Below are 24051 nucleotides of genomic sequence, written 5' to 3' on the forward strand. Positions count from 1 at the left end.
TTCGATAGTTAAAGATCATTTTCCTGCCGAAAAAATTTCGATAGCAGCTAAAAATCCCTATTAAGCAGATTAACTGCTTAAAAGGGATTTACTTTTATACTTATACTGTCTTCGTATCTTCTTGCAGTCTAGCTTCTGTGTGTTCTTCAACCGGTGCTGTAAAATGATCCGGTTTGATGACAGCCTTGGCTTTCATGACTGCGAAGTAAACGATTCCGGACACAATCAAAGATTGTACTGCTGGGATTCCAAAGGTGTTGACATATTGAGTGAAATAGCCGACCAACACACCGACGACAAGGGCGATGGTAGCCATCCAGTTCCATCCTTTGTTGTCAGCCCATTGCTGCTTGCGGATAAAGAAGAAGTCAGCCATCATGACACCTGCAATTGCTGGATAGATTAAGGCAGTCATGTACAGGAAGTCCATGAAGTAATCCAGAATTCCAGCAAGCGCAATGACGATGGCGATTAATGTTCCGATCAAGGTCAAGATGGCACGACCTTTATTCGAATTGACGTTGAAGATATTGGCCATAGCCAACCCCATACTGTAGTTATTGACGAGCTGGCTAGTCCAGGTTGCAAACCAGAGAATCAGGAATCCCCATACCGGAAATCCAAGGTTCATCATGACATTGACGATGTCTGCATCGCCGACGCCGACTGACATGATTGCCCCTACATAAAACAAGGGGAATCCGACAGCAATGATGCCCAGAGGAATAAGAACATTGTCTTTTACTTTCGGTTTTGCATAGCGAGTATAATCAGATGCAATCACCCACTGGGAGACATTGATACCGATAACCAAGCTTAAGGCAGCCAGAAACGTCATGGAAGGTTCAGGTCTCCATGCCATAATCGTGCTCCAACCTGTATTTTGAAGTGCGTAGAAAATACCGCCTATAATCAGAAGTAATCCTGCAGGCACAGCAATATAGTCAGTCCATTTCATCGAACCATAGCCGATGATTGATGGGATAGCGAATAATAAACCAACCACGATAGTAACGAGGGCCCATGGACCAAATTCATTCTCGTAATCGATGCCAAGCATCGCCGATATCGCATTTCCTGCAACTGCTGTTTGCAAAGCCCACCAACCGAGTGACACGATGAAAATCGTTAAACCGACGATAAAGCGGGCTTGTGCCGCTCCAAAGCTCGAGCGGGCAATTACGGAAGATGACCGGCCTGTTTTGGCGCCGATATAACCGGCGATGGCATTACCAATCCACTGAACAATAAACAAGGAAACCAAAAGAATCCAGAAAATTTCCGACATGCCGAAAGATCCCGCAAGTGTTGCACCAACCATTAAAACAGGAATCGTGAATTCAAGTCCTCCGAAAATCATGGCTGGTGTCAGCCAGTGCTGCCGTTTATTTGCTGGAATCGCCGCTAAAGCCTCATCCTGCCCTACTGCATTCTTAATCCCTTTATCCTCCATTGCTCATTCCCCCTTTTAGATATGAAGCTTTCTCTGTCAGCCCACCATTACAAAAACCAATTCACACTCTTCCTCGCCGTCATTCACCGCAATATGTTCTTCACCTTTTGGAATGAATGTCGCCTGCCCTGCTGAAACGCGGTATTGCTGACCATCGATTTCCGTCAACAAAGAACCTTTTACAATAACCGAGTATTCATTTTCAGCATGCTTGGAAAAACCAGATAAAGGAACCGTTTCACCAGGATAGATGATGACATGCCCCACCTGCACTGTTCCATCTTTTGGCTGTTCTTTAAAGATTGTATGCATCGAATATGCTTCATTGCCTTCTTGTGCCAAATCTTTGATGTTCAAAATGTCCATGTCTACACTCCTCTTCCCATTAGTCCCTCAACTTTGAAGGTTTCTTCGTTAACTAACACCCCATAAATTTCTTTCGCCTGTTCGATGCTGATATAACCGTTTCTTACATCTTTCGCCACCTGCTCATGAGGACGCTTTAAAGGATCTCCATAACCGCCGCCAGTAGCCGTCATCAATCTGACAACATCCCCTTTATTAAGTGGGTAACGGGGATAGATGCCAAAAGGTCCATCTGTTTCTCCTGTAGTTTTTTCAATAACAAATTCATTCGGTGATCCTTCATCTCCACCATTCAATCCCCACGGGAAGAATTTATTGCGTCCGAAGGTAGCCGATACAAATTGCTTGTCTGTCATTGCACGATACGTACGGGTAACTCCTGCCCCGCCGATGAATTCACCAGATCCTGCTCCATCTGTGCGCAAGCTGTATTCGTCGATCATCACACCATAGCGGGTTTCAGCCACTTCGACTGGTACGTTATATGTTTCTCCATCACCGATACAAAATTGCCCACGCGCGCCATCCTGTCCTTTCGCTGCTCCCCATCCGCCTGCCGATGGTTCTACAATCAAGAATGGTTCTTCCGTTTCATGATGATTACCGGATAATGTTACAGCACAGACAGACAAGAGCTGCCCTGCAGATAGGCGCTCCGGAAGAGATGGTGCCAGAGCCTGCCACACAAGATCGGCTCCTCCCTGCATGCTTTCCCAATAGATGGAGACTGGAGCAGGACGTTCCGCAGCCAGTATGGATTTTCGGTCGGTTATGATTTCCAAAGGACGGAAGACTCCGTCATTGACATCCTGCGATGGATTGGTTGCCGCCAGAAAAATTGTGCGCACTGCTGATACGAGTCCGGTATAAGTACAGTTCACCGGACCTGGCACCTGAGGATGGCTGCCTCGGAAATCACAGATGAACTTGTCATCGGTAATCGTTACTTTTACTTTGATCGGAAAAGGGCCGTTGCCGAATCCATCATCATCAACATAATCTTCTGCATAGAATTCACCTTTCGGCAATTTCGCCAACTCTTTTCGGGCCAATTGTTCGCCATGATCCAAATGGTGGTCAATAGAGGTCTGTACGACTTCTACACCATTTTTCAAGCAGAGCTCTTTAACGCGTTTTTCGCCTGTCCGAAGTGCCGCAACCTGTGCCCATAAATCACCAATCGACAAATCAGGGAAACGGATATTCGATTTGATGATATCGAGTACTGCTTCATTGAGCTGCCCTTCATTGAATAATTTCACACATGGGAATTGCAGGCCTTCCTGATAGATTTCTGTCGCATCGTTACTGAAAGAGCCAGGATCTTTGCCTCCGACATCCGTCCAATGCGCTTTGTTGGCCGAGAATGCAACGATCTTTCCTTCATGAAAAATCGGCAGGACCAGTCCAACATCAGATAAATGAGATCCACCACCAACATAAGAGTCATTAATGATAATAATATCGCCTTCTTTTAATCCCTCTTCGCCGAATTTATTGATCGTTTCTTTAACCATAAACGTCAGCATACCGATAAAACCTGTCACACCATTTCCTTGTGTCAGCAATTGGCCCTTAGCATCTGTCAGGCCGCTCGCATAATCAAGCACCTCATAGATGATCGGACTCATCGAGGTCCGCGCCAAGGCATGGAACATTTCATCCCCTATAGCGATTAATGAGTCTTTGACGATTTCGATAGTAAACGGATCAACTTTCACATTTTTGATTGAAGTCATCTTACTGCACCTCCGTCTCGATAAGTAAGTTTCCATAAGTGTCCACTGTCAATGTCTGTCCTTCATAGAAAACGGTCGTCGCGGTCGGCTCTTCGATGATGGCAGGGCCTTCAACGGACATTCCCGCTTCGAGCAAATCGCGGTGGTAGACTGGTGTTTGAATCCAGCCGCCATCTTCATAAAAAACCTGTCGTGTTTCTTTTAAAGCTGACTCTAATTCTCTGCCGGTCGACTCCAATTTTTGCAGCTCAGGCTTTTGAACATTCCCGAAGGCGGTCAAATGCAGGTTGACGATTTCTGTTTGCGCTTCGACTAACTTGAAGGTGAAGCTCTGCTCGTGCATATCATGGAAGAGAGCAATCAACTCTTCAACAGATTGCTTAGTGATTTCTCCACCTGCAAGCGGCACTTTCACGGTATGCTCCTGGCCTGCGTAACGCATATCGACAAAGCGGTTAAAGATGATTTCTTCCTCTTTGACGTTTTCTTCAGCGTATTGATTTCTCGCCTGATTTTCGAGTTTATTCCATTCATTATTCAGTTCTGTCAAATCCACGTCCTGAAGGCGATTAATATAGGTTTGGATGTAGTCGTGCCGCAAATCGGTCATCAACATGCCCCATGCAGAGAAAACGGATGAAGCGACCGGAACGATGACTTTTTTGACACCCAGATCACGCGCCAAAGCGGGTGCGTGCATCGAGCCGCCTCCACCGAATGCTACAAGTGAGAAATCACGCGGATCGTAGCCTTTTCGAACCGATATCAGTTTCAGCGCATTCAGCATATTGGCATTGGCGATTCGGATGATGCCAAGAGCCCCTTCTTCTGCGTCCAATCCATAGACTTTCGATACTTTTTCTTCGATGGCGGACTTCACCGAGGCTAAATCGACTTTGTAATCGAAGTTCTCAGGTGACAGGCGCCCTGTCAAAAGATTCGCATCTGTCGTTGTTGGTTCTGTGCCGCCTTGTCCGTATGCGACCGGACCCGGTACAGCTCCAGCTGAATGCGGGCCAACTTTCAATGAACCGCCCTCATCAATCCAGGCAATTGAACCTCCACCATTGCCGATTTCAACGATATCAACAACCGGCGCTTTGATTGGATATCCTGCATTGAGATCGTCTTTTTCAATATAATAATCAGTCGAAACTTTCACTTCTCCATTGCTGATCAATGAACATTTCGCTGTCGTTCCTCCAATATCAAAAGCGATGACATTTTTCTCCCCAATGATTTCCCCAAGATAAGCTGCTCCATAGATTCCGGCAACCGGTCCCGATTCCACCATATTGATCGGAGTTTTTTTGGCCTGCTCAAAGGTAGTTGTTCCGCCATTGGACTGCATAATGTAATTGAAGCTATCAGCTTCGTTTTCCGAAAGCTTTGTGCTGAGTTTATCAATATAAGTAGAGGCGATTGGCTGGACATACGAGTTAAGGACCGTTGTATTCGTCCGTTCATATTCACGCCATTCCTTGGTCACTTCGTGTGAAGCCGTAACGGCGATTTCCGGCCACAATTCCTGTATCAGTTGGATGGTCTCCAGTTCGTGTAGCGGATTCTTATAAGCATGGAGATAGGAAACAGCAATCGCCTCGACCTGTTCTTTTTTGAAATAAGCAATGAGCTCTTTAATTTTTTCTTTATTTAGAGGAGTGACGATTTCACCTTTTTGGTTCAGGCGTTCTTCCACTTCCTGCCGCAGATAACGCTCAACGAAGGGTACTGGTTTTTTGTACCGGACATTAAATAGATCCGGTCGATTCCCCCTGGCGATTTCCAGGACATCACGGAATCCTTGCGTGGTGATCAACCCCGTTTTCACACCTTTTCTTTCTGTTAGCGCATTGATGATTACCGTCGTTCCGTGGATAAATGTTTCAATGTCTTTTTGATCGATTCCACTTTTCTCGATAACATCAACCACGCCTTGCTCGAAATTCGGCGGTGTCGTATGGCTTTTGGCCACCCCTACTTTGCCATTTTTATCTACGTATACCAAATCAGTAAAAGTTCCTCCAATATCAGTAGCAATTCTCATCAACGATCAGCCTTCTTTCCTTTGATTTAAAATAACACCGGCGTCAGTACACAAAGAATAAGGGTTTCCTCGTTCAATGGATTTTCCCATGAATGAGGTACTTCAGATGGATAATGGATTGAATCACCTTCTCTTACGAAATACTCTTTTCCGTCCACTTTGAACAATGCTGCACCTTTTAACACGTAGTAAAATTCTTCACCCGGATGGCTGGATGACTGACTTTGTTCTTGTTTAGGCGCCAACCTGACCAATAAAGGCTCCAGTGAGCGCCCATTGAATTCTCCATTTAAACGTGTATACGTGGTAGGTGAACCTTCAAGTTGAAATGGTTTACGATCCTTTCTCTGCAACATGTAATTATGATTAGTATCTGTGTCAAAGAAAAATGTGATAGGGACGTTGAAAGCATCCGCAATTTTTTTCAATGAGGTAATGGCGAGAGAAGAAGACCCTCTTTCAATCTGAGATAAAAAACTGACTGATAGCTCCGTCTTTTCACTTAAATCTTTTAACGTTAATCCTTGATCAATCCGCAAGGTCTTAATTTTTTGATAGATTCCGTCCATAATTTAAAAATCTCCTTTTCATTAATACAGTACGACAGTAAAAAATATAGTTTAAGTAAACTTTTTCTTATGATAGCATAATCCTTTATTAATTTGTAGAATATTTTTTAAATTTAGAATATTTATTTTTAATAAGTCTGAGCGTGATAGTACTCAGGCTTAATTTCTTATTTATTCAAACCCCGGTCTGAGCCAAACAATCAAGATTCCAGATACTACTGAAAGTGATTCTCTTCTCATACATTCTTGAAAGCTCCATGCAATGTACTGTTTTACTTCCCATAAAGAACTTCGGTATACAATAGAAAAACCCATATGGACCGTTCCTCCACCGTCAGATTAATATCCGACAATTTCAGTGCAGTCCACATGGGCTCTTCGTCTATTCACTTGTCTTCTATTGTTCTCTATAAATTGAAATAAAGAAGTAGCAGTTCATCGGCGCTTCCTACTCTACATTTACACTTACCATCCTATTAACCAGTAGGATATGGAGCAAACCAGCGGAGACTCCCGCGGGCAAGCGAAGTGCCGAAATCCACTCGGGCGTATAGCCCGAGTTAGTTCGGCGCAAGCCCGTAGGAAAGCGGAGCTGGTTTGCGGAATATCTATTAAAAACATTCATCGCTTATAATTAATTCACTTATCTTACTTACACCTTCGCCAAAATCAACACGCCTTTTTCTTTCAGGACCAGGTTGCCGCTCACTTGTTCATCCGTTAGCACTTCTTTATACTCGCTGTCCGCCAGCTCGATCGTGACTTCTTCGTTATTATGATTCAATACGAACAAATAGGTCTGACCGTCTTTCACGCGCTCGGTTGTTTCGACGCCTTCCGGTACGGCAAGCAATGGCTCAACACCCGCTTCATCGCACACCGTCTCGAGGAAGTCGACGAGGAATTCCGCGTCCGGGCTTGATGCCACATACCACGCTTTCCCTTTTCCGAATTTATTGACGGTTAGGACCGGCATGCCTTTGTAGAAGTCAGAGCCGTATTCTGCTACCGCTTCTGCGCCTTCTGTGTGGATCAAATCAAACAGCAGGTTGCATGAATACTTGCCGCTCATCTTGCCGCGTACTTCTTTCATGACGATTTGATTGGTTTCGTCCGGGTGCAGCGCATCGATTTCTTCTGCCCAAATGCCGAGCACGTTGCGCAATTCACCAGGGTATCCGCCAAGCGTGACGATGTCGGTTTCGTTGACGATGCCGCTGAAGAACGTCGTCAGGAAAGTTCCGCCGTTTTCGACAAAGGCCTCGACTTTCGCTGCGTAGCCTTCTTTCACCATATAGAGAACCGGTGCAATGACGACATCGTATTGGCTCAAGTCTTCTTCGACGCCGATCATGTCGACTTGGACATTCAATTTGTACAATGCGTCATAATATTTATGAACTTCATTGACATAATCAAGCGATACGGAAGGTCCGCTCGACAGTTCCGTCGCCCAGCGGTTTTCCCAGTCGAAGACGATGGCCACTTTGGCGTTGACCCGCGCATCGAGCAACGTATCGGATAAGCCGTTCAGTTCTTTTCCTAATTGGGCGACTTCATTGAACACACGCGTGTTTTCGTGGCCGACGTGTTCGATGACCGCTCCGTGGTATTTCTCGCAAGCCCCGACCGAACGGCGCAGCTGGAAATACAGGATGGTGTCTGCGCCGCGGCCGATTGCCTGGTAGCTCCACAAGCGCATAACGCCTGGGCGCTTCAAGGAATTATACGGCTGCCAGTTTTGCTGGCTCGGCGTCTGCTCCATCAGCATGAACGGCTGGCCGTTCTTCAATCCGCGCATCAAATCGTGCGTCATAGCCGTGTAGCTGACCGGTGTGTCGATCGCCGGGTAGTTGTCCCAGGATACGACGTCCATTTCTTTCGCCCATTTGAAGTAATCGAGCATCGGGTACGTCCCCATCAAGTTGGTGGTGATCGGCGTGTTCGGAATGTGCTTGCGGATCGCGTTGTATTCCAGCTTGTAGCAATCAAGCAAGCTGTCCGATTGGAAGCGTCGGTAATCCAGTGAAATCCCCTGGAAGTCGGAAACGTTGTCTTCGCGTTCTTCGCTCAGCATATTCGGTGCGACGATTTCGTCCCATTCGTAGAACGTATGCCCCCAGAATCCGGTGTTCCATGCTTTGTTGAGTTTTTCGATCGTGCCGTATTTGTCGCTCAACCAGCCACGGAACGCGTCCTGGCAATTGTCGCAATAGCAGTAGCCGCCGTATTCATTGGACACATGCCAAATCAAGACAGCCGGGTGGTCCTTGTAGCGCTCCGCCAATGTTTCAGCGATTTTTTCGGAATACTTGCGGTACGTCGGGCTGTTCGGACAGGAGTTGTGGCGGCTGCCGAACTTGCGTTTACGGCCGTAGAAATCCACACGCAATACGTCTGGGTATTTCTTCGCCATCCACGCCGGATGCGCGGCTGTGCTGGTGGCAAGGCACGTATAGATGCCATTTTCATACAAGCGGTTGATTTTGTCGTCCAGCCAGTCAAAATTATAGGTATCTTCATTCGGCTGATTCAATGCCCATGAAAAGACGTTTAACGTCGCCACATCAATTCCAGCCAATTTGAACATCCGGACATCTTCGTCCCAGATTTCTTTCGAATCCCATTGTTCCGGGTTATAGTCCCCGCCATGCCAAATCTTCGGTAATTTATCGTTGATCATTTTATTCCATCCCTTCTCTTACAAAATTGTTCAGCCGAGCTTTGGCTGGTCCAGCAAGTGGATTTTATCGGTTGTCGTGTTTTCCAGTTCCAGTACGACGATTTCATTGTTTTCATTTTTCAGCAGCGGCCCCGGCAAGTACAGCCGTTGTTGCGGCCCGGCAGTGTTCCAGTAGCGGCCGAGATTAAAGCCATTGATGAAGACATTGCCTTTGGTGAAGCCCTCGGTGTCGACATAGGTGTCCAGCCCTTCTTCCGCATCAAACGAACCGCGGAAAAATTTCGGGAACCGGTCTTCGCCGCTCAGCTCATAGGCTTCCGGCAAACGGTCCAGCTCCACTTTGAACATTTCCCAGTGGAAGAAATACTGTTCGCCGAGCCACAGGTTTTTGATAAGCCCTTTCGGATCGGTCAAATGCTCCCCGTAATTGGCGCGCCCCATGTTCTCCACGAGGATCTCCAGCGTGTTCACCGGGTCCGGGAACTCCAAGGTCAATTCTTTATTTAGATCGTTGATGTAGGTTGTGGTGATATAACGGCCGTTGATGTAAATAGAGCCCCGGTCGCGGATATGGCCCGAGTTGACTTTCAATTCGCCTTGGCGGTTGACCGTCGTCCGGTACAGCGTATAGCCATATGCCTGGTCGATGTCTTCCATCGCCAGCGGCACAATGTGCTCGACTTTCCCACTGATGTCTTCCAGGACGTCGAACAAACTGACGGCCTCTGAAAGCGTCACTTCTCCATAGGCTTTCGCCGTTGCCGTCTCCTCGAAATCCGCCGGCACTTCCCGGTACTCACTCAGGACTTTCTTGACTGCTTTGTATTTCTCGGTGATCGCTCCGCCTTCCGTCAGCAAGCTGTCGTAATCGTAGCTGGTGATCGTCGGGTAATAGATGTCATAATGGTTCGCGCCGTTCATGAAGCCGAAGTTCGTACCGCCGTGGAACATATAGAAATTGACGGAGATGTTCTTCTCCATGATTTCCTTAAAAACTGCTGCCACATCGTCCCCGCTCCGCACCGTGTGTTCACCGGTCCAATAATCAAACCAGCCGATCCAAAACTCCGCCACCATCTTCGGCGAACCGGCTTTGAACGTTTCGAGTGCATCGAATGATTCCGTTACCCGCGAACCGAAATTCAAGGTAGTGGTGACATCCGGAAGCGAACCTTGTTGAATAAAGTCCGGACCGTCTGATGTGAACAAGAACGTATCCAGTTCATGCTTTTCATACTGTTCTTTAAAGAAATGAAGGTAAGCCATGTCATTGCCGTACGCCCCATATTCATTTTCAATCTGCATGGCAATGACCGGCCCGCCGTTTTGGTAGAGATGCTTTTTGAACTTCGGCAGCAATTCGTTGAAGTAATCTTCGACATGCTTCAGGAAAGACGGGTGGCTGCTTCGCATGACCATGCTTTTGTGCTTCAGCAGCCAGGACGGCAAGCCGCCCATTTCCCATTCCGCGCAGATATACGGCGCCGGACGCAGGATGACATAAAGCCCGAGCGTGTGCGCCAGTTCGATAAAGCGTTCGATATCCGCCATTCCCGAAAAGTTGAACTGCCCTTTTTTCGGTTCGTGGAAATTCCACGGAATGTAGGTTTCCACCGTGTTGAGCCCCAAAGCCTTCAGCTTCAGCAAGCGGTCTTCCCATTGTTCCGGCATCGTCCGGAAATAATGCATGCCGCCCGACAAGATCTGGAAAGGCTCGCCTTCAAAATAAAACGAATCGTTTTTAACAGTCAGCACGTCGACGCCTCCTATGTAGGTGGAGATATTTTTAGTGTTGATATGAAGCAAAACAAATAAAGTCTCTTTTTTACAGCACTCACTTAGCGCCGACGCGTCCACGGGATAAGCGACCGGCGCGATTTTAAAAGTTATTCTATCTGTAAAACTCTTTACTCACACCCGCTTTACTTTAAAAACAACCGACGAAAAGTCAGCCGGATGGTGGTCCGTTCGGTACTGGTTCAGCTGCAATCCAGCACCCATCAATTCATCTCCGAAAAAGGTGTCGCCGGTCCCATCGATGCTGTATTCAAATTCCGGGTTCAGTCCTTTAAAGAAAAGGCGGGTGAACCCTGGATTCGGCCGCGACAAGACTTGGTAATAACCGAGGATTGCTTCGCTTTGGTCTTCTGACACGACCATCCAACTGGTTTGATTGCCCTCTTCCGCAAACGGGCTTTCGATTCGGTAAAACTGGCCTTGCTGGATGAGCGACCGGTTTTCTTTGTAGAAAGCGATTTGTTCTTTTACTTCTTCTTTTTCTTCATTGGTCATCGCCGTTACATCGAGTTCGTAGCCGAATGCGCCGAAATAAGCGACGTTTGCCCGGGTCTCTAAGCTCGTCATCCTGCCCACTTGATGGTTGGGAACCGCGGATACATGGGCGCCCATTGAACTGAGCGGATACACCAGCGACGTGCCGTACTGGATCTTCAACCGTTCAACCGCATCGGTGTCGTCACTGGTCCAGCCTTGCGGCGCGTAATACAGCAAGCCCGGATCGAACCGGCTGCCGCCACCCGCACAGGATTCGAACAAGACATGCGGAAACTCTGTCGTCAGCCGTTCATACAAGGAATAGACGCCCAGGATGTAGCGGTGCGCCACTTCACGCTGGCGGTTGGCCGGCAATTCCAAAGAACCGACTTCTGTCATGTAGCGGTTCATGTCCCATTTCACATACGAAATCGGCGTCTCCCTCAAGACTTTCGCCATCATCTTATGGATGAAATCCACGACGTCCTGTCTGGAAAAATCAAGCACAAACTGATTTCGGCCATGCGACATTTTCCGGTTGGGCACATGGATCACCCAGTCCGGATGGGTTTTATACAACTCACTTGCTTTCGAGACCATCTCCGGTTCAAACCAAAGGCCGAATTCCATGCCCAAGCCGGTAATGTCTTTCGCCAATTGCGTAAGGCCCTTCGGCAACTTGCGCTTGTCTGTCGACCAATCCCCTAAAGACGTGGTGTCGTCATCGCGTTTGCCGAACCAGCCGTCATCCAGGACGAACAATTCCACGCCCAATTCTTTGGACGACTTGGCGAGCTCCAATATTTTTTCATCATTGAAATCCCAATAAGTCGCTTCCCAGTTGTTGATCAGCACCGGACGTTCCCGGTCACGCCATTTCCCGCGCGCCAAGCGAGTACGGTACAGCTGATGGAAAGTCTGGCTCATGCCATTCAAGCCTTCATCTGAATACACCAGCACCACTTCCGGTGTCTGGAAACTTTCGCCGCTTTCCAGCAGCCAATTAAAATCAAACGGATTGATGCCCATCATCAAGCGCGTGACATCGTAATGATCCACTTCCACCTGCGCCAGGAAATTGCCGCTGTAGACCAGGCTCATGCCGTACACTTCGCCTTGATGTTCCGTCGTCTCCGGCCGTTTCAAGGCAAGAAACGGATTTTGCTGGGCGCTGCTCGTCCCGCGTGTACTGGCAATGCTTTGGATGCCCGGCACCAATTTGCGGTTTTGGATGTGCCGCTCCCGTGCCCATGAACCCGACAGCTGCACCATCTCAAAATTCGAATCCGGCAAATCGATGCTGGCACTCAATGCTCTTGTTAAATTTACATCTCTTTGCCCCCGATTGATGAACTGTGCAGAACGCGCAATCGCATTGGACTTTTCAAACACCGTATAAGAAAGCCGGAGCTCCAAATCGATTTCTTTGTCGTACAGATAAATCTCCAAAGTGGTCGCTTCCTGATCACTTTCCGCATACGTAGCGGGCAAGCCTTCCAGTTTCTTTTTCCCTTTAAAGATCTGGTGGTCCTGATAAACCAAATCCGTAATCCGGCTGCCGCCTTCCTGCAGCACCTGATAAGCCGGCTCCCGGAAGTCCGTCGCCCCGTAGGCCGGATATTCCTGCTTGATCAAATCCAATGAAAAAACCAAATCCCCTTCATTGACACAAGCCGTATTCGGAGCAGCTTCCACATGAAACAAGCGCTGGAACGACTCCCGATGGCGCAGCTTCTTGCCATAATAAAGCTGCCCCAACTGGCCATTGTCCAAAACGCTGAAAATATAGCTCACTTTTTCTGTTTGCAGGTGAAACTCTTGAGTGGAGTCATTATATAAAATCGGCACAATTTACCTCCTACTTAAAAATCAAATAGAGTGAACTTCTAAATCGCTTCGGTCGCTTTGGGCACAGCTCTCGCAAGAAGCCAGGAAGAGCACCTGTCTTCTTGCTTCGCTCAGCCCAAGGACGCGCCGGCGCTAAGTAGCTTATTAAAAAACAAAAGTAAGTACATATATTTTGCTGACTTAATTAGATATGTAGCAAAACCGTTGAGACTCCCGCGGGAGCAGCGTTAGCGACATGAAAGAAATCCACTGGGGCCCCAGCCCAAGTTAGTTCGGCGCAAGCCCGCGGCAGCTGGTACCGCGACTTCCTGTCGCACCAGCCGCATGACCCACATCCTGTGGGCCCGAAAGCGAAACGGTTTTGCGAAATATCGTTTATCAGCCATTAACCTTTAACCGACCCCATCATGCCTGCAACAAAATGCTTCTGCATGAGGAAGAATACAAGTGCAGTCGGCAAAGTGGCGATGACGATGGCTGACATGATGACGCCGTAATCCGGTGCGTAGCTGGAGCCCAGGTTTGAAATCAACAACGGAATTGTTCTTTTTTCCGGTGATTGCAGGATGACCAATGGCCACAGGTAGTTGTTCCAGCTGTTCATGAACGAAATGATGGCCGCTGCTGCGTACGTCGTTTTCATCGTCGGCATGTAGATCCGGAAGAAGACGCCGATTTCACTCAACCCGTCAATTCTTCCCGCCTCCACCAAATCTTTCGGAAACATCTTCGTGTTCTGCCGGAAGAAAAAGATGAAGAACGCGGTCGTCGCCGTCGGCAAAATGACTGCGCCGAGCGAATCGATGCCAAGGAATGGTGCTGTGTCGCTGATGCTGCCGAACATGCGGTAAAGCGGCACCATGATCGCCGCAAACGGAATCATCATCGACAGCAACAGGATGTTGAAGACAATGTCTTTTCCTTTGCTGCGGTGGATTTCAAAACCATAGCCGGCAAGCGATGCCAACAACAGCGTCAAAATGGTCGTAATGATTGCGATGATCGCCGAGTTCATCAATGCCGGGACAATGTCCACTGTCGCAAATAAAGTCTTCATGTTTTCAATCAAATGAGTCCCCGGTATTAAGCGCCCTTGCGTTACATCCACCGATTTATTGGTGATGCTGACAAGCATCCACAGGAACGGAAAAATGGAAACGATGGCTGCGAGACTTAGAAACGTGTAGATGAAGATGCTTTTCAAGTTTTTCATTTTTTCTCACCCGCCACTCTGAATTGAATAATCGAAAGGATCACCACTAAAATCACGATGACGTAAGATACGGTTGACGCATAACCAAAGTCAGGCGTGTATTCGAACGATAGGTTGTAGATGTATTGCGAAATCGAAATCGTCGCATTCCCGGGTCCGCCGTTGGTGATGTTGACGATTTCATCAAAGATCTGCAAGGTACCGATCGTAGACGTGATCGATGTGAACAAAATGATCGGCTTCAGCATCGGAACGGTAATCTGGAAAAACTGCTGGAAAGCGTTCGCTCCATCAATTCTTGCCGCTTCATAAATTGACTTGTCGACGTTCTGCAATGCCGCCAAATAGAAAATCATGTTATAGCCCGTCCATCTCCATGTGATGGCAAGGATGATGACTACCTTCGCCCAAAACGGATCGGCCAGGAAATTGATCGTTTGTGAAATAAAACCGAAGTTCAGCAGGAATTGATTGATGATGCCATCGATGCCGAACAAATACTTGAAGATAACTGAATAGGCAACCAATGATGTGACACAGGGCAAGAAAATCGCGATTCTGAAAAAGCCTCTGAATTTCAATTTCGGGTCGTTTAACAAGACCGAGAAGAATAACGCCAAGACAATCATCAAGGGTACTTGAATGAGCAAGTAGATTGATGTATTGGTTAGCGCTGCGATAAACGTCGGATCACCGAACAATCGCTGCCAGTTGTCAAAGCCGACATATTCCAAGTTCCCGCCCATCCCTGATTGGAATGACAGCAGGAATGCTTGGACCATCGGGTAGAAGTTGAAGATTGTGATAGCGATGACGGAGATAATGACAAACAGCCAACCGACTTTTTTCCTGAAGAATACACCGTTTTTTTCGCGTCTGGTCTCTTTATAGCGCAAGCTGACCGGGAGATCCAGTTCACCTTTTTTTGTAGATTGCTGGCTCATTTTTCTCATTCCTCCTATAAAAAAAGCTTGAGCTGTGCCTGGCTGGTGAGCGATAAAGCACTTCTACCAGTTCATCGGCGGCAACTCAAGGCTTTAGTTAATTCCAATCAATTATTTGAGTTGTGCTTCAGCTTGTCCTTGGACATTCTCAAGTACTGTCTTAAGCTCTGTGCCATTCAAATAATCCTGCATTCCTGTTACCAGGATATCTTCAATTGCATATGTGTGTAGACCGTAGTTGACGCCTGGAATTTCGTCTGTCCATGAAGACAGGTCAGTAAGAAGTTGCTGCCCGCCGAAGAATTCGTCTTCAACTGCATAAGCGTCGCCTTCAGCTGCCGCGGAATAAGTTCCAAGAGCGCCGATGTCTTTAACCAGTGTTTGATAAAGATCAACATTCGATCCAAATGTGTTCAGCATGAAATCAGCTGCCTGTTCTTTGCCATCGACGTTCAGGATATACCAAGAACTGCCGCCCAAGTTAGAAGCGTTGACTGCGCCTTCCATGTCCAGTCGCGGCATTGGCACAACAGCCCATTTGCCTGATTGATCTGCTGCTTGTTTGATGCTTGGCGTGATCCAGTTTCCTGTTGGAACGCTTGCTACATCGCCGCTGTTGAAGGCGCCGACAAACTGGCTCCAGTCAGAAACGATTTTTCCGATATCCGCATCCATCATCTTTTTGTATGTTTCAAATGCTTTTTCAAGTGATTCGTTGCCTGCAAGGTTTGGCGTTGAACCATCTTCATCCACATACCATGAACCATTTGTCTGGATCATCATACGGATTTGACCCAAATCGTTCGGGTCCAATGTCAGCATATTTTTGCCCGTTGCTTCTTTTACTTTTTTACCGATTTCGATGTATTCATCCCAAGTAATATTTGTCAGGTCTTCGGGTGTGTAGCCCGCTTCTTCCAAATAATCTGTGCGTACGTACAATCCAGCAACCCCTGAGTCAAATGGCAATCCGTATTGTTCGCCGTCAAAGCTGGTTGTGGCAATTTTGTAATCCGCAAAGTCGTCTGAGTTGATGACATCCGTCAATGGATGGAAAGCATCCGGATAGGCCTGAAGGAAACTTTGTGCACGGTAATCTTCGATCAACACAATGTTCGGCATTCCTTTTGTTGTACCCGAGCTAAGCCCTGTGTTTAATTTTTGAATGATATCGTCTTGCGCATTTTCAATGATGTTCACTTCAAAATCTCCGTCTCCGCTGTAAGCTTCTTTTGCTTTTTCAAGAGCGGCAATATTGAATGCTGGATCCCAAGCCCAAGCGGTAATGGCGTCTACGCTTGATGAACCTTCTGAACTGCCGCCGCTTGCTTCTTCATCCCCGGAAGAACAAGCCGCTAAAACTGCCATACCGACAAGCAGCACAAGCATAAGATAAAATTTCTTCATTGAAAATCCCCCTTTTTTGTAAGCGCTTAACTTTGCACCTTGTCTACAGTATAACGACACAAAAAAAAAGATTGTTAGCACAATCTTTAGGTGTTTGTTTGATAATTTTTAGATATTTCAAACTTTCCGATAATTTAGTTGGACTATTCTTAGATGCTGGTAATTTCTTTAGGTTTCGCGGAGAGCTGAAGCGGCAATTCGACTTTCACTTTTGTGCCATTTCCTATTTCACTGGTGATTTCTACGCCAAATTCTTCTCCATACAGCATCTGGATGCGCTCATGGACATTGCGGATGCCGATGCCGCTGAACAAGTGGCGTTTCTCTTTGATGTCTTCTTTGGTATGGTCGCCTTTGATTTCCATGCCATCGCCGTTATCGACGATTTCGCATAACAGGTTGCCTCCTTTTTCAGAAACCAGGATTTGGACAAAGCCTTCTTTTTGAATGTTGAACGCGTGGAAAAAAGCGTTTTCGATAAACGGTTGAAGAATCAGCTTCGGCAACTGGTAATCCAGGCAATCGGGCGAAATGAAGAAATTCACTTTGATGCCTTCGCCGTATCTCGCCTGATTGATCAGCACGTAATTTTTTAAGTCTTTTATTTCCTGTTCGACGGTGATGGTTTGGTCGACGTTGCTCAGGGCATTTTGCAATAACGAAATCAAAGCATGGATCATATCCGTCGCTTTTTCCTTTTTGCCCTGCTGGATCATGAATTTGATGGAAGCCAAAGTATTGTAAAGAAAATGCGGATTGATTTGATGCTGCAGCGCCATCAGTTCCGCAGAACGCTGTTTTTGCTGCGCCTGGACAACAAGGCCGACATATTCCTGTAATTCATTGAGCATGGAATTAAAAGCATTGGCGATTTTCTTCGCTTCGTAGCCGCCTGTTTCGGCAATCGGCCGATTGAATTCGTGTTTGGCGCTCGTTGAAATCTGCTTGACCAAACGGCTGATGGAATTCGTTATCCGCCGGGAAATGAGAAACACCACAATCACAGCCAACAAGACGATGCCCAGACTGATCAATAGAATTTCTTTGGTGTTGATCAAATTGGCCAATACTGCGTCTTTATCCACCAGATTCACCAAATACATGTCATAGGTCGGAAGGTATTGCGACATCAGCATGTAATCTGTGCCAGAGATGGTGACATCTTTGAATTCCAATCCTTCATCTTCCACTTTTTCCGCCAATGCCAGAAGCTCATCAGCTTTGTCACCGATCATTTCTTCTTTATTGCTGGAAACGATCTGCCCTGCCCGGTTGACCAGCAGCACTTCGTTTTCCGTACTGGTATACCCTTCATACAGCCCTTTCCATTGCTCTTCGAGAATCGGAAAATACAGCACGCCATAAATTTCGCCGGTCGACCGTTCCATGAGTGCTTTTGTGGCCACAATCATCGGTTTGTCATTAAACGATGTAGAAGGCATAAATTGATAAAGCAGCGTATTGGGCCGGTTGATGGTGTACTTCGTTATGGGATGGTTTCGCAGTATGTCCCAAGACACCGGCCAATTGGAATAATTCATATTGTACAGGCGTTCGTTGTTGCCGAGCACAATCATATTGGTGTCGTAGGACTCGACCGTCGGATAAATGCGTTCAATCTGCCGGCTGATGTCGTGATAGGATTTCGATGTTTCGATAGCGTTTGTATTTTCCTGCGTCAATACTTTTTTGATGGTGCCGTTGTTCTGGACTTCATTCGTGGCATTGACGATGGCAAAACTATAATCTTCGAATCTGATTTCGATCTGTTCCAGGGCTTTCGTGTTTGAAATGCTGAAAGTTTCCATAAATAAGTTGGAAGACATCCGGATCGAGCTGAAGGTGATCAATAAAGATACGGCCACGATACTGAGCATCATGATCAGGAACATTTTGATGAACAGGCTGTTATTCCGTAAGATGAGAAAGGCCATTTTCTTCATTTTCATGTCGGGCACGGAACTCCTTTCGGTAACTGCCTGGCGACGTCCCGGTTATGCGTTTGAACACTTTGCAAAAATAGCTGTGATCCGAATAGCCGACCATTCCGCTGATGTTCGAAATGGTGACCAGGCTGTTTTCCAAAAGGTCCATAGACTTCTTGATCCGCACCCGGTTGAGGTATTCGCTGAACCCTTCTTTGTGGTGCGCACTGAAATAAGAAGACAGATACGATGCATTGAAATGAAAATGGCTCGCGATTTCAGACAGACGGAGCGGCTCGGTATAATGCTGTTCAATATACGCCAGGATTTTATCGATGTTGTTGGCCTGGTCTGCTGTTTTGTTAAGCGACAGAATGTTGGTCCGCACTTCTTCCAGGAATGCGTTGAACTGCGCCAGCGCTTTATGAACATGTTCCGCTTCGTTGATCGCCGAGAAATAACCGTATTTCTTTTGCTCGATTTCCTTGTTGTCGTATTTCATGGCATCCAGTAATATGATGATGTTAAAGACGATATTCCCTAAAAATGATTTGAATTCAAAGCTGTCGTTGTTGTATCGTCCCCCCAAATCCGACACATGATTTTCAAGATACGCAAAAGCCGCATTGAACAAGCCATCTTTGAACATCTCGATAAAATGATTCAAATCAAAATTGGCTTGTTTTTCATTTTCTTCCGGCAAGTTGTCGTAGACGAATACATTCTGTTCCGGCAGATAAAATAAATACTTCTTCATCTTCGCGAAGCCTTCATCGTGGACCTGTTTAATGTCATCGATTTTTTCGAACGGTTCGAACATCATCCATGTGGCAAGCAGCGTTTGGGCCACCTGGCTTTCAATCGTGCCTTTGATAGCTTCCAATTGATTTGGATTGAAATTCAGCAACAGCATCGATTCCGTCTCGCTGCCAGCAAACGAATAAATGGCAATGTCTTCAAACGGGATCCGGTTGAACACGGCTTTCAGCTGAGTAGAATCCAGTTTATTTCCGTGTATGCGCACCAAAACAAAGCGGCTGTTGGGAAAGACTGTTCCATCCGCCGATGAGTCGTAGCCGAGCAACATATTTTCAAGTATTTCTTCGGTGGAACGCTTCGGCTTCTCTAGTAAACCAGCTTCCTGCAAATCCGGTATCCTGTTGACGATCTGCTTTAAGATCCGCAATAATTCGGCGCCGTTCAACTTCGGCTTCAAGATATAATCGGCGACTCCATTTTGGAATGTCGAACGCACGTAATCGAAGTTTTCAAAACTGCTCAACACAATGATTTCAAGATGAGGAAACGCTTTCTTGGCTTCTCTGACCAGATCGATGCCATCCATGATCGGCATGACGATATCCGTGACGACAATATGCGGTGAAAATTCCCCGATCATTTGCATCGCTTCTTGGCCATTCGACGCTTCCCCAACAATCTGAAACCCTTCCTGTTCCCAATCAATATAATTGATGATTCCCTGCCTGATCAGCATCTCGTCATCGACAATCAACACTTTGCACATTTCTCCCATGAATATACCCCCTTAAAATGTAACCCATAAGAAAAAATTCTGGACTTGAACATCTTCTTCATTCGGCACCTGCTTCTATTTCTCTTGTGCCAATCTACAGACATAGTACCACTTTTTATTGATCAGCGACAAAAAACCTCCTTTCAGGCGCAAATCTTCTGCTTGAAGGAGTATCTGGAATCTTTTTGAAACGTTTCTTCGCTCCTGCCGTATAACAGGTACGAGGAGGTGCGTGTATGATGAATGAATTTTTCTTCCTGATTCCGATAGTGACCATTCTTTTTTATTTAGTGGTATTCGGCTTTGTGATATATGCCGTGGTCACCGGCCTGAGATTGGCGAAAGAGCGCAACGAGCAGTTGAAAGCGATTGCTGAAGAATTGAAGCGGAGACCGTAGTTCTCGAGAGGGGTTGGAAGATGTGGGATTGATCCGGTGGCTGTTTTTTGAAAAGAAGCATTTGGCTTATACGGCTTTTGGCGACGATATGTACTATAAAGCAGCTGGCAAGCTCACCGCTCACGGTGTCGCTTACGATGCAGTATTGAAAGTGAATGCCAATGCCACTCCCCCCGTTTTCAACAATGCGGCAAATTCGGCGCAATATGATTTTTATGTAGCGAAAGAGCAGAAGCACCGCGCACAGCAGGCGCTTCACAGTTAGATCTCAGCATTTGCTGCTTACCGAAAACTACAGACCCGATTGGCTGCAATTCAAGTGCGACGCGACGCTATTTGCTTTTTAAACAGATTGGAGCTGCGCGGGAAAGGCCTATGGCAGAGAAGAATTCTTGTAAAAACCTAAAAAACGCTTCAGGCATGGTGAGTGCCTGAAGCGTTTTCGTCTTTTATTCAGCATATGGGTGGTTCTGCAAACAACATGTGGGATTCCGCAAACAATGTCGCATATTCCGCAAACAACTTCACGCATTCTGCAAACAACGCCGCCGATTCCGCAAACAAACTCCACGATTCCGCAAGCAACCGCTTTAAGATGGCAGCTTCCTTGCTTTAATTAACCACCAGATGGTGAAAATTATCATAAAGATGCCGGTTCCAAGGAAAACCCTCGAAAACAATTCCAATCCGGCGGTCGGCGAGGCCATCAACGCCCCGCTGAGTACCAGCAGCGCGATTGCACATAGTAAGAGAAACACGCTTAAAGCCGCCTTCTTTCTTCTGAATATCCAGAAAGACAGTTGCAGAAACAAAATCATGCCGGAAACGAACATGACGAGCGGAAACAACGGCTCGAATTTTGCGGCGTAGACGAGGTAGTCGATGGCCAGGATATCATCTGCCGAGCCCACTCCTCCACTCAACCAATTGGTGAACACTGCAGAGTACGGCCACTCCCAGGAAATATCATCAAGCTGGCTTCCTTCATAGAGGCTGATGAATGTAGCAGCGGCGAAAAAGGTCAAGGCGCCGAAGAACAGGACAGCTTGCTTTGATTTCCTTGCGTTTTCATTCTCCATTCAACCTCTCCTTACCCAGCTTCTTTTCCAACCATTATATCAATAATTTTCCAATTCGCATAAAAAAAGAAGAGAAACCCGAAGGCCTCTCTTCTGATCCAATTAAGTGGGTTTTACTTCGTACGAGTCGTCGCTGATTTCTCCGACGATTTCTTCCAGGATATCTTCCATCGTGACAAGTCCGGAAATGACGCCGTCTTTTGTGGTGACGACCGCCATATGCGTCCGGCTTTGCTGCATTTTTGTCAGGACTTTCTGGATCGGCGTGGTTTCTGTAAAGCTTGTCATTTCATGGATAAACGATTCGGGCTCTTGAATCCGTCCCGCCGCCATGCTCGTCAATATTTCTTTGGTGTTGATGAAGCCGATCAATTTGTCTTTATTGCCGGCATCGGTGACCGGGTAGCGTGTGTACTCGTGTCCGTCGATGACGTTGAACAGTCCATCACGGGGCAAATTGCTGTCGATTGTGACCATTTTCTCCCGTGGGATCATGATGTTCCCGACAATGCGGTCATCGAAAGCAAAGATATTTTTCAGGTACGTCAATTCGGTTTGATTGATCTCACCGCTCTGGTAGCTTTCGGCCATAATCAGTTTTAATTCTTCTTCGGAATGGGCTTCTTCGTGGCCGGCTGGCTCTACTTTAAATAAACGCAGCAACAGGCGCGCCGAACCATTCATCAGCCAAATGAACGGGCTCATGATTTTTCCGAACCAGTAAAGCGACGGTGCCAAGAGCAAGGTCATCTTTTCAGCGAATTGGATAGCCAAGGTTTTAGGCGCCAATTCTCCGATAACCACGTGCAGGAACGTTACGATACTCAATGCAATCGCATAGGAAAGAACTGTCGATAACGCTGCCGGAACCTCGAAGGCTACAAATAGCGGGTGCAGCATGCGTTCCACTGTCGGCTCCCCTAATGCACCGAGGGCCAAAGCGGTTACGGTGATTCCGAGCTGACAGGCGGACAGGTAGTAGTCCAGGTTATTGGCTACTTCTTTTGCCCGTACAGCTTTTTTATTGCCTTCTGATATCAATTGGTCGATCCGTGACATCCGCACTTTCAAGATGGCGAATTCGGCACCCACGAAAAATGCGGTTGCAATGATCAGCAATGCCACAAGTATCAAGTTAATTACTATTTGTCCATCCAAGTTGTATCCCTCAATTGAGGGATTCACCTCCATATATTTTGTAGGTTCTACTGGCTAGTTCACGGTCCAGTTTATTCGATTAAGTTGTCGGTTGTTTATGGAACATGACTTGCTTGATCTGTTGGTTGTCCATTTCCGTTACAGTCCATAGAGTCTGGTCTTCCGTGACTGTTTCGCCCGGTTGAACTTCTCCCAGGCTCTTGAAATGAATCCAGCCGCCGATGGTATCGATCTCTTCGCTGTCATCAAAAGACAGTCCGAAACGTTCCTCAAGGTCTTTCAGCAGGACACGGCCATTAATCAAGTATTGGTCTTCATTGACTTTACTGATGTCCGGAACTTCATCCGCATCGAACTCGTCGCGGATTTCGCCGACGATTTCTTCCAAAATGTCTTCCATGGTAATCATACCAGCGGTACCGCCGTATTCGTCCGCCACCAACGCGATGTGGACGCGGGCATTCTGCATATGCAATAACGCATCTTGCAGGCCAGTCGCTTCAAAGACGGTCGGCAATTCCAAAATGAACTCTTCCAGCTGCCAATCACGCCCTGCGACGATATGCGGAAGCATTTTCTTGGCACTGACAAAACCGAGAACGCGGTCTTTGTCGCCATCTTCCGTGACGGGATAGCGTGTGTAATTGTTTTCATCCAAAATCTCGATGATTTCTTTCAATGGCATGTCTTTATCAAGTGTCACCAATTCGGTACGCGGCACCATGATATCTTTAGCCACGCGCTCATCAAATGAAAAGACGTTTTCCATATAGGAAAGCTCGGTTTCATTGATCGCTCCGCCTTCATAACTTTGGGCCATGACGATTTTCAGCTCTTCTTCCGAATAAGCCTGTTCGTGCCCTGCCGGCTGAACGCCGAAAAGTCTCAACAGGACGCGGGCAGCTCCGTTCAATGCCCAGATGAAGGGCTTCATGATTTGACCGAACCAATAAAGCGAAGGCGCCAACAGCAAAGACATCTTTTCAGCGAATTGGATCGCCAAGGTTTTAGGCGCCATTTCACCGACCACTACGTGAAGGTAAGTCACAAGCAGGAACGCAATTGCATAAGAAGCAGCAGATGCTAAAGCATCGGAAACTGCAAAAAAATCAAAGATCGGGTACATCAAGCGTTCGACAGTCGGTTTCCCGAGCGCCCCGAGCCCGAGTGCCGTTACGGTAATACCAAGCTGGCAGGCGGACAAGTAATAATCCAAGTCGCTGGCCACTTTTTTTGCCATCACTGCTTTTTTATTGCCTTCCGCAATCAATTGGTCGAGCCGCGACATGCGGATTTTAACGACCGCAAATTCCGAGCCGACGAAAAAGGCCGTCAAGCCAATCAATATCACTAATAACACTAAATTCAATAAGGTAACTATATCCACGTGTTCTCCCTGTAAAAGGGATTCACC

General features: G+C 46.9%; 18 protein-coding genes. 2 read left to right on the forward strand and 16 right to left on the reverse strand.

The genetic code is table 11. The annotated features are described in order from the left end of the window. Positions 1-100: 100 nt before the first annotated feature. The 13 genes from IRE19_RS15460 to IRE19_RS15520 all read right to left on the reverse strand — a co-directional run bounded on the left by IRE19_RS15460 (position 101) and on the right by IRE19_RS15520 (position 20002). Positions 101-1453 carry a purine-cytosine permease family protein gene (locus IRE19_RS15460; RefSeq protein WP_203341086.1) on the reverse strand — a complete coding sequence of 451 codons (1353 nt, stop codon included), beginning with the start codon at positions 1451-1453 and terminating at the stop codon, positions 101-103. A gap of 36 nt (positions 1454-1489) precedes the next feature. Then, the gene (locus tag IRE19_RS15465) at positions 1490-1819 is read right to left on the reverse strand and encodes a cupin domain-containing protein (RefSeq protein ID WP_191716332.1); all 330 of its coding nucleotides are present in this window, start codon (positions 1817-1819) and stop codon (positions 1490-1492) included. A gap of 2 nt (positions 1820-1821) precedes the next feature. Further along, a complete protein-coding gene (locus tag IRE19_RS15470) occupies positions 1822-3558 on the reverse strand; it encodes a hydantoinase B/oxoprolinase family protein (RefSeq protein ID WP_191716333.1) in 1737 nt (578 codons plus the stop codon). Between the two features lies 1 nt (position 3559). Continuing rightward, entirely contained in the window at positions 3560-5605 is a 2046-nt protein-coding gene (locus IRE19_RS15475) for a hydantoinase/oxoprolinase family protein (RefSeq protein ID WP_191716334.1), read from the reverse strand. 26 nt (positions 5606-5631) lie between these two features. Continuing rightward, on the reverse strand, positions 5632-6174 hold the full coding sequence (locus IRE19_RS15480; RefSeq protein ID WP_191716335.1) for a helix-turn-helix domain-containing protein: 543 nt from the start codon (positions 6172-6174) through the stop codon (positions 5632-5634). 652 nt (positions 6175-6826) lie between these two features. Next, entirely contained in the window at positions 6827-8857 is a 2031-nt protein-coding gene (locus IRE19_RS15485) for a beta-galactosidase (RefSeq protein ID WP_203341087.1), read from the reverse strand. A 30-nt stretch (positions 8858-8887) separates the two neighbouring features. Beyond that, a complete protein-coding gene (locus IRE19_RS15490; protein WP_349291289.1) occupies positions 8888-10612 on the reverse strand; it encodes a glycoside hydrolase family 35 protein in 1725 nt (574 codons plus the stop codon). Positions 10613-10768: 156 nt separating this feature from the next. After that, positions 10769-12979, reverse strand: a complete 2211-nt coding sequence (locus IRE19_RS15495; protein ID WP_203341088.1) for an alpha-galactosidase — start codon at positions 12977-12979, stop codon at positions 10769-10771. Between the two features lie 385 nt (positions 12980-13364). Next, on the reverse strand, positions 13365-14192 hold the full coding sequence (locus IRE19_RS15500; RefSeq protein ID WP_191716338.1) for a carbohydrate ABC transporter permease: 828 nt from the start codon (positions 14190-14192) through the stop codon (positions 13365-13367). Further along, on the reverse strand, positions 14189-15136 hold the full coding sequence (locus IRE19_RS15505; protein WP_238943259.1) for a carbohydrate ABC transporter permease: 948 nt from the start codon (positions 15134-15136) through the stop codon (positions 14189-14191). The genes IRE19_RS15500 and IRE19_RS15505 overlap by 4 nt, the downstream gene beginning before the upstream one ends. Positions 15137-15247: 111 nt before the next feature. Continuing rightward, positions 15248-16543: an ABC transporter substrate-binding protein gene (locus IRE19_RS15510; protein WP_203341089.1), complete on the reverse strand. Its 1296-nt coding sequence runs from the start codon at positions 16541-16543 to the stop codon at positions 15248-15250. Positions 16544-16692: 149 nt separating this feature from the next. Continuing rightward, positions 16693-18492, reverse strand: a complete 1800-nt coding sequence (locus IRE19_RS15515) for a sensor histidine kinase (protein ID WP_203341090.1) — start codon at positions 18490-18492, stop codon at positions 16693-16695. Beyond that, complete coding sequence (locus tag IRE19_RS15520; RefSeq protein ID WP_203341091.1) at positions 18452-20002, reverse strand: response regulator transcription factor; 1551 nt, start codon at positions 20000-20002, stop codon at positions 18452-18454. Before IRE19_RS15520 ends, IRE19_RS15515 begins: the two co-directional genes overlap by 41 nt. Positions 20003-20238: 236 nt before the next feature. Here IRE19_RS15520 and IRE19_RS15525 point away from each other — a divergent pair, with 236 nt between their 5' ends. After that, positions 20239-20400 carry a hypothetical protein gene (locus IRE19_RS15525; RefSeq protein WP_191716342.1) on the forward strand — a complete coding sequence of 54 codons (162 nt, stop codon included), beginning with the start codon at positions 20239-20241 and terminating at the stop codon, positions 20398-20400. A 22-nt stretch (positions 20401-20422) separates the two neighbouring features. Then, entirely contained in the window at positions 20423-20665 is a 243-nt protein-coding gene (locus IRE19_RS15530; protein ID WP_238943279.1) for a hypothetical protein, read from the forward strand. Between the two features lie 325 nt (positions 20666-20990). Here the strand turns inward: IRE19_RS15530 and IRE19_RS15535 are convergent, their stop codons facing one another. The 3 genes from IRE19_RS15535 to IRE19_RS15545 form a co-directional block, all read right to left on the reverse strand. Next, entirely contained in the window at positions 20991-21479 is a 489-nt protein-coding gene (locus tag IRE19_RS15535) for a DUF4306 domain-containing protein (protein ID WP_203341092.1), read from the reverse strand. Between the two features lie 102 nt (positions 21480-21581). Further along, complete coding sequence (locus tag IRE19_RS15540) at positions 21582-22637, reverse strand: hemolysin family protein (RefSeq protein ID WP_203341093.1); 1056 nt, start codon at positions 22635-22637, stop codon at positions 21582-21584. A 79-nt stretch (positions 22638-22716) separates the two neighbouring features. Further along, positions 22717-24024 carry a CNNM domain-containing protein gene (locus tag IRE19_RS15545; RefSeq protein ID WP_203341094.1) on the reverse strand — a complete coding sequence of 436 codons (1308 nt, stop codon included), beginning with the start codon at positions 24022-24024 and terminating at the stop codon, positions 22717-22719. Between the last annotated feature and the right edge of the window lie 27 nt (positions 24025-24051).

It is taken from the genome of Planococcus beijingensis (assembly GCF_016820615.1).
Taxonomy (GTDB): domain Bacteria; phylum Bacillota; class Bacilli; order Bacillales_A; family Planococcaceae; genus Planococcus; species Planococcus notacanthi.

Excerpts from the sequence above, each read along its gene's own strand:
- IRE19_RS15535 (WP_203341092.1), bottom strand. The coding sequence starts at position 21,479 with ATGGAGAATGAAAACGCAAGGAAATCAAAGCAAGCTGTCCTGTTCTTC.
- IRE19_RS15510 (WP_203341089.1), bottom strand. The coding sequence starts at position 16,543 with ATGAAGAAATTTTATCTTATGCTTGTGCTGCTTGTCGGTATGGCAGTT.
- IRE19_RS15480 (WP_191716335.1), bottom strand. The coding sequence starts at position 6,174 with ATGGACGGAATCTATCAAAAAATTAAGACCTTGCGGATTGATCAAGGA.
- IRE19_RS15460 (WP_203341086.1), bottom strand. The coding sequence starts at position 1,453 with ATGGAGGATAAAGGGATTAAGAATGCAGTAGGGCAGGATGAGGCTTTA.
- IRE19_RS15485 (WP_203341087.1), bottom strand. The coding sequence starts at position 8,857 with ATGATCAACGATAAATTACCGAAGATTTGGCATGGCGGGGACTATAAC.
- IRE19_RS15525 (WP_191716342.1), top strand. The coding sequence starts at position 20,239 with ATGATGAATGAATTTTTCTTCCTGATTCCGATAGTGACCATTCTTTTT.
- IRE19_RS15505 (WP_238943259.1), bottom strand. The coding sequence starts at position 15,136 with ATGAGCCAGCAATCTACAAAAAAAGGTGAACTGGATCTCCCGGTCAGC.
- IRE19_RS15465 (WP_191716332.1), bottom strand. The coding sequence starts at position 1,819 with ATGGACATTTTGAACATCAAAGATTTGGCACAAGAAGGCAATGAAGCA.
- IRE19_RS15500 (WP_191716338.1), bottom strand. The coding sequence starts at position 14,192 with ATGAAAAACTTGAAAAGCATCTTCATCTACACGTTTCTAAGTCTCGCA.
- IRE19_RS15515 (WP_203341090.1), bottom strand. The coding sequence starts at position 18,492 with ATGAAAATGAAGAAAATGGCCTTTCTCATCTTACGGAATAACAGCCTG.
- IRE19_RS15475 (WP_191716334.1), bottom strand. The coding sequence starts at position 5,605 with ATGAGAATTGCTACTGATATTGGAGGAACTTTTACTGATTTGGTATAC.
- IRE19_RS15520 (WP_203341091.1), bottom strand. The coding sequence starts at position 20,002 with ATGGGAGAAATGTGCAAAGTGTTGATTGTCGATGACGAGATGCTGATC.
- IRE19_RS15470 (WP_191716333.1), bottom strand. The coding sequence starts at position 3,558 with ATGACTTCAATCAAAAATGTGAAAGTTGATCCGTTTACTATCGAAATC.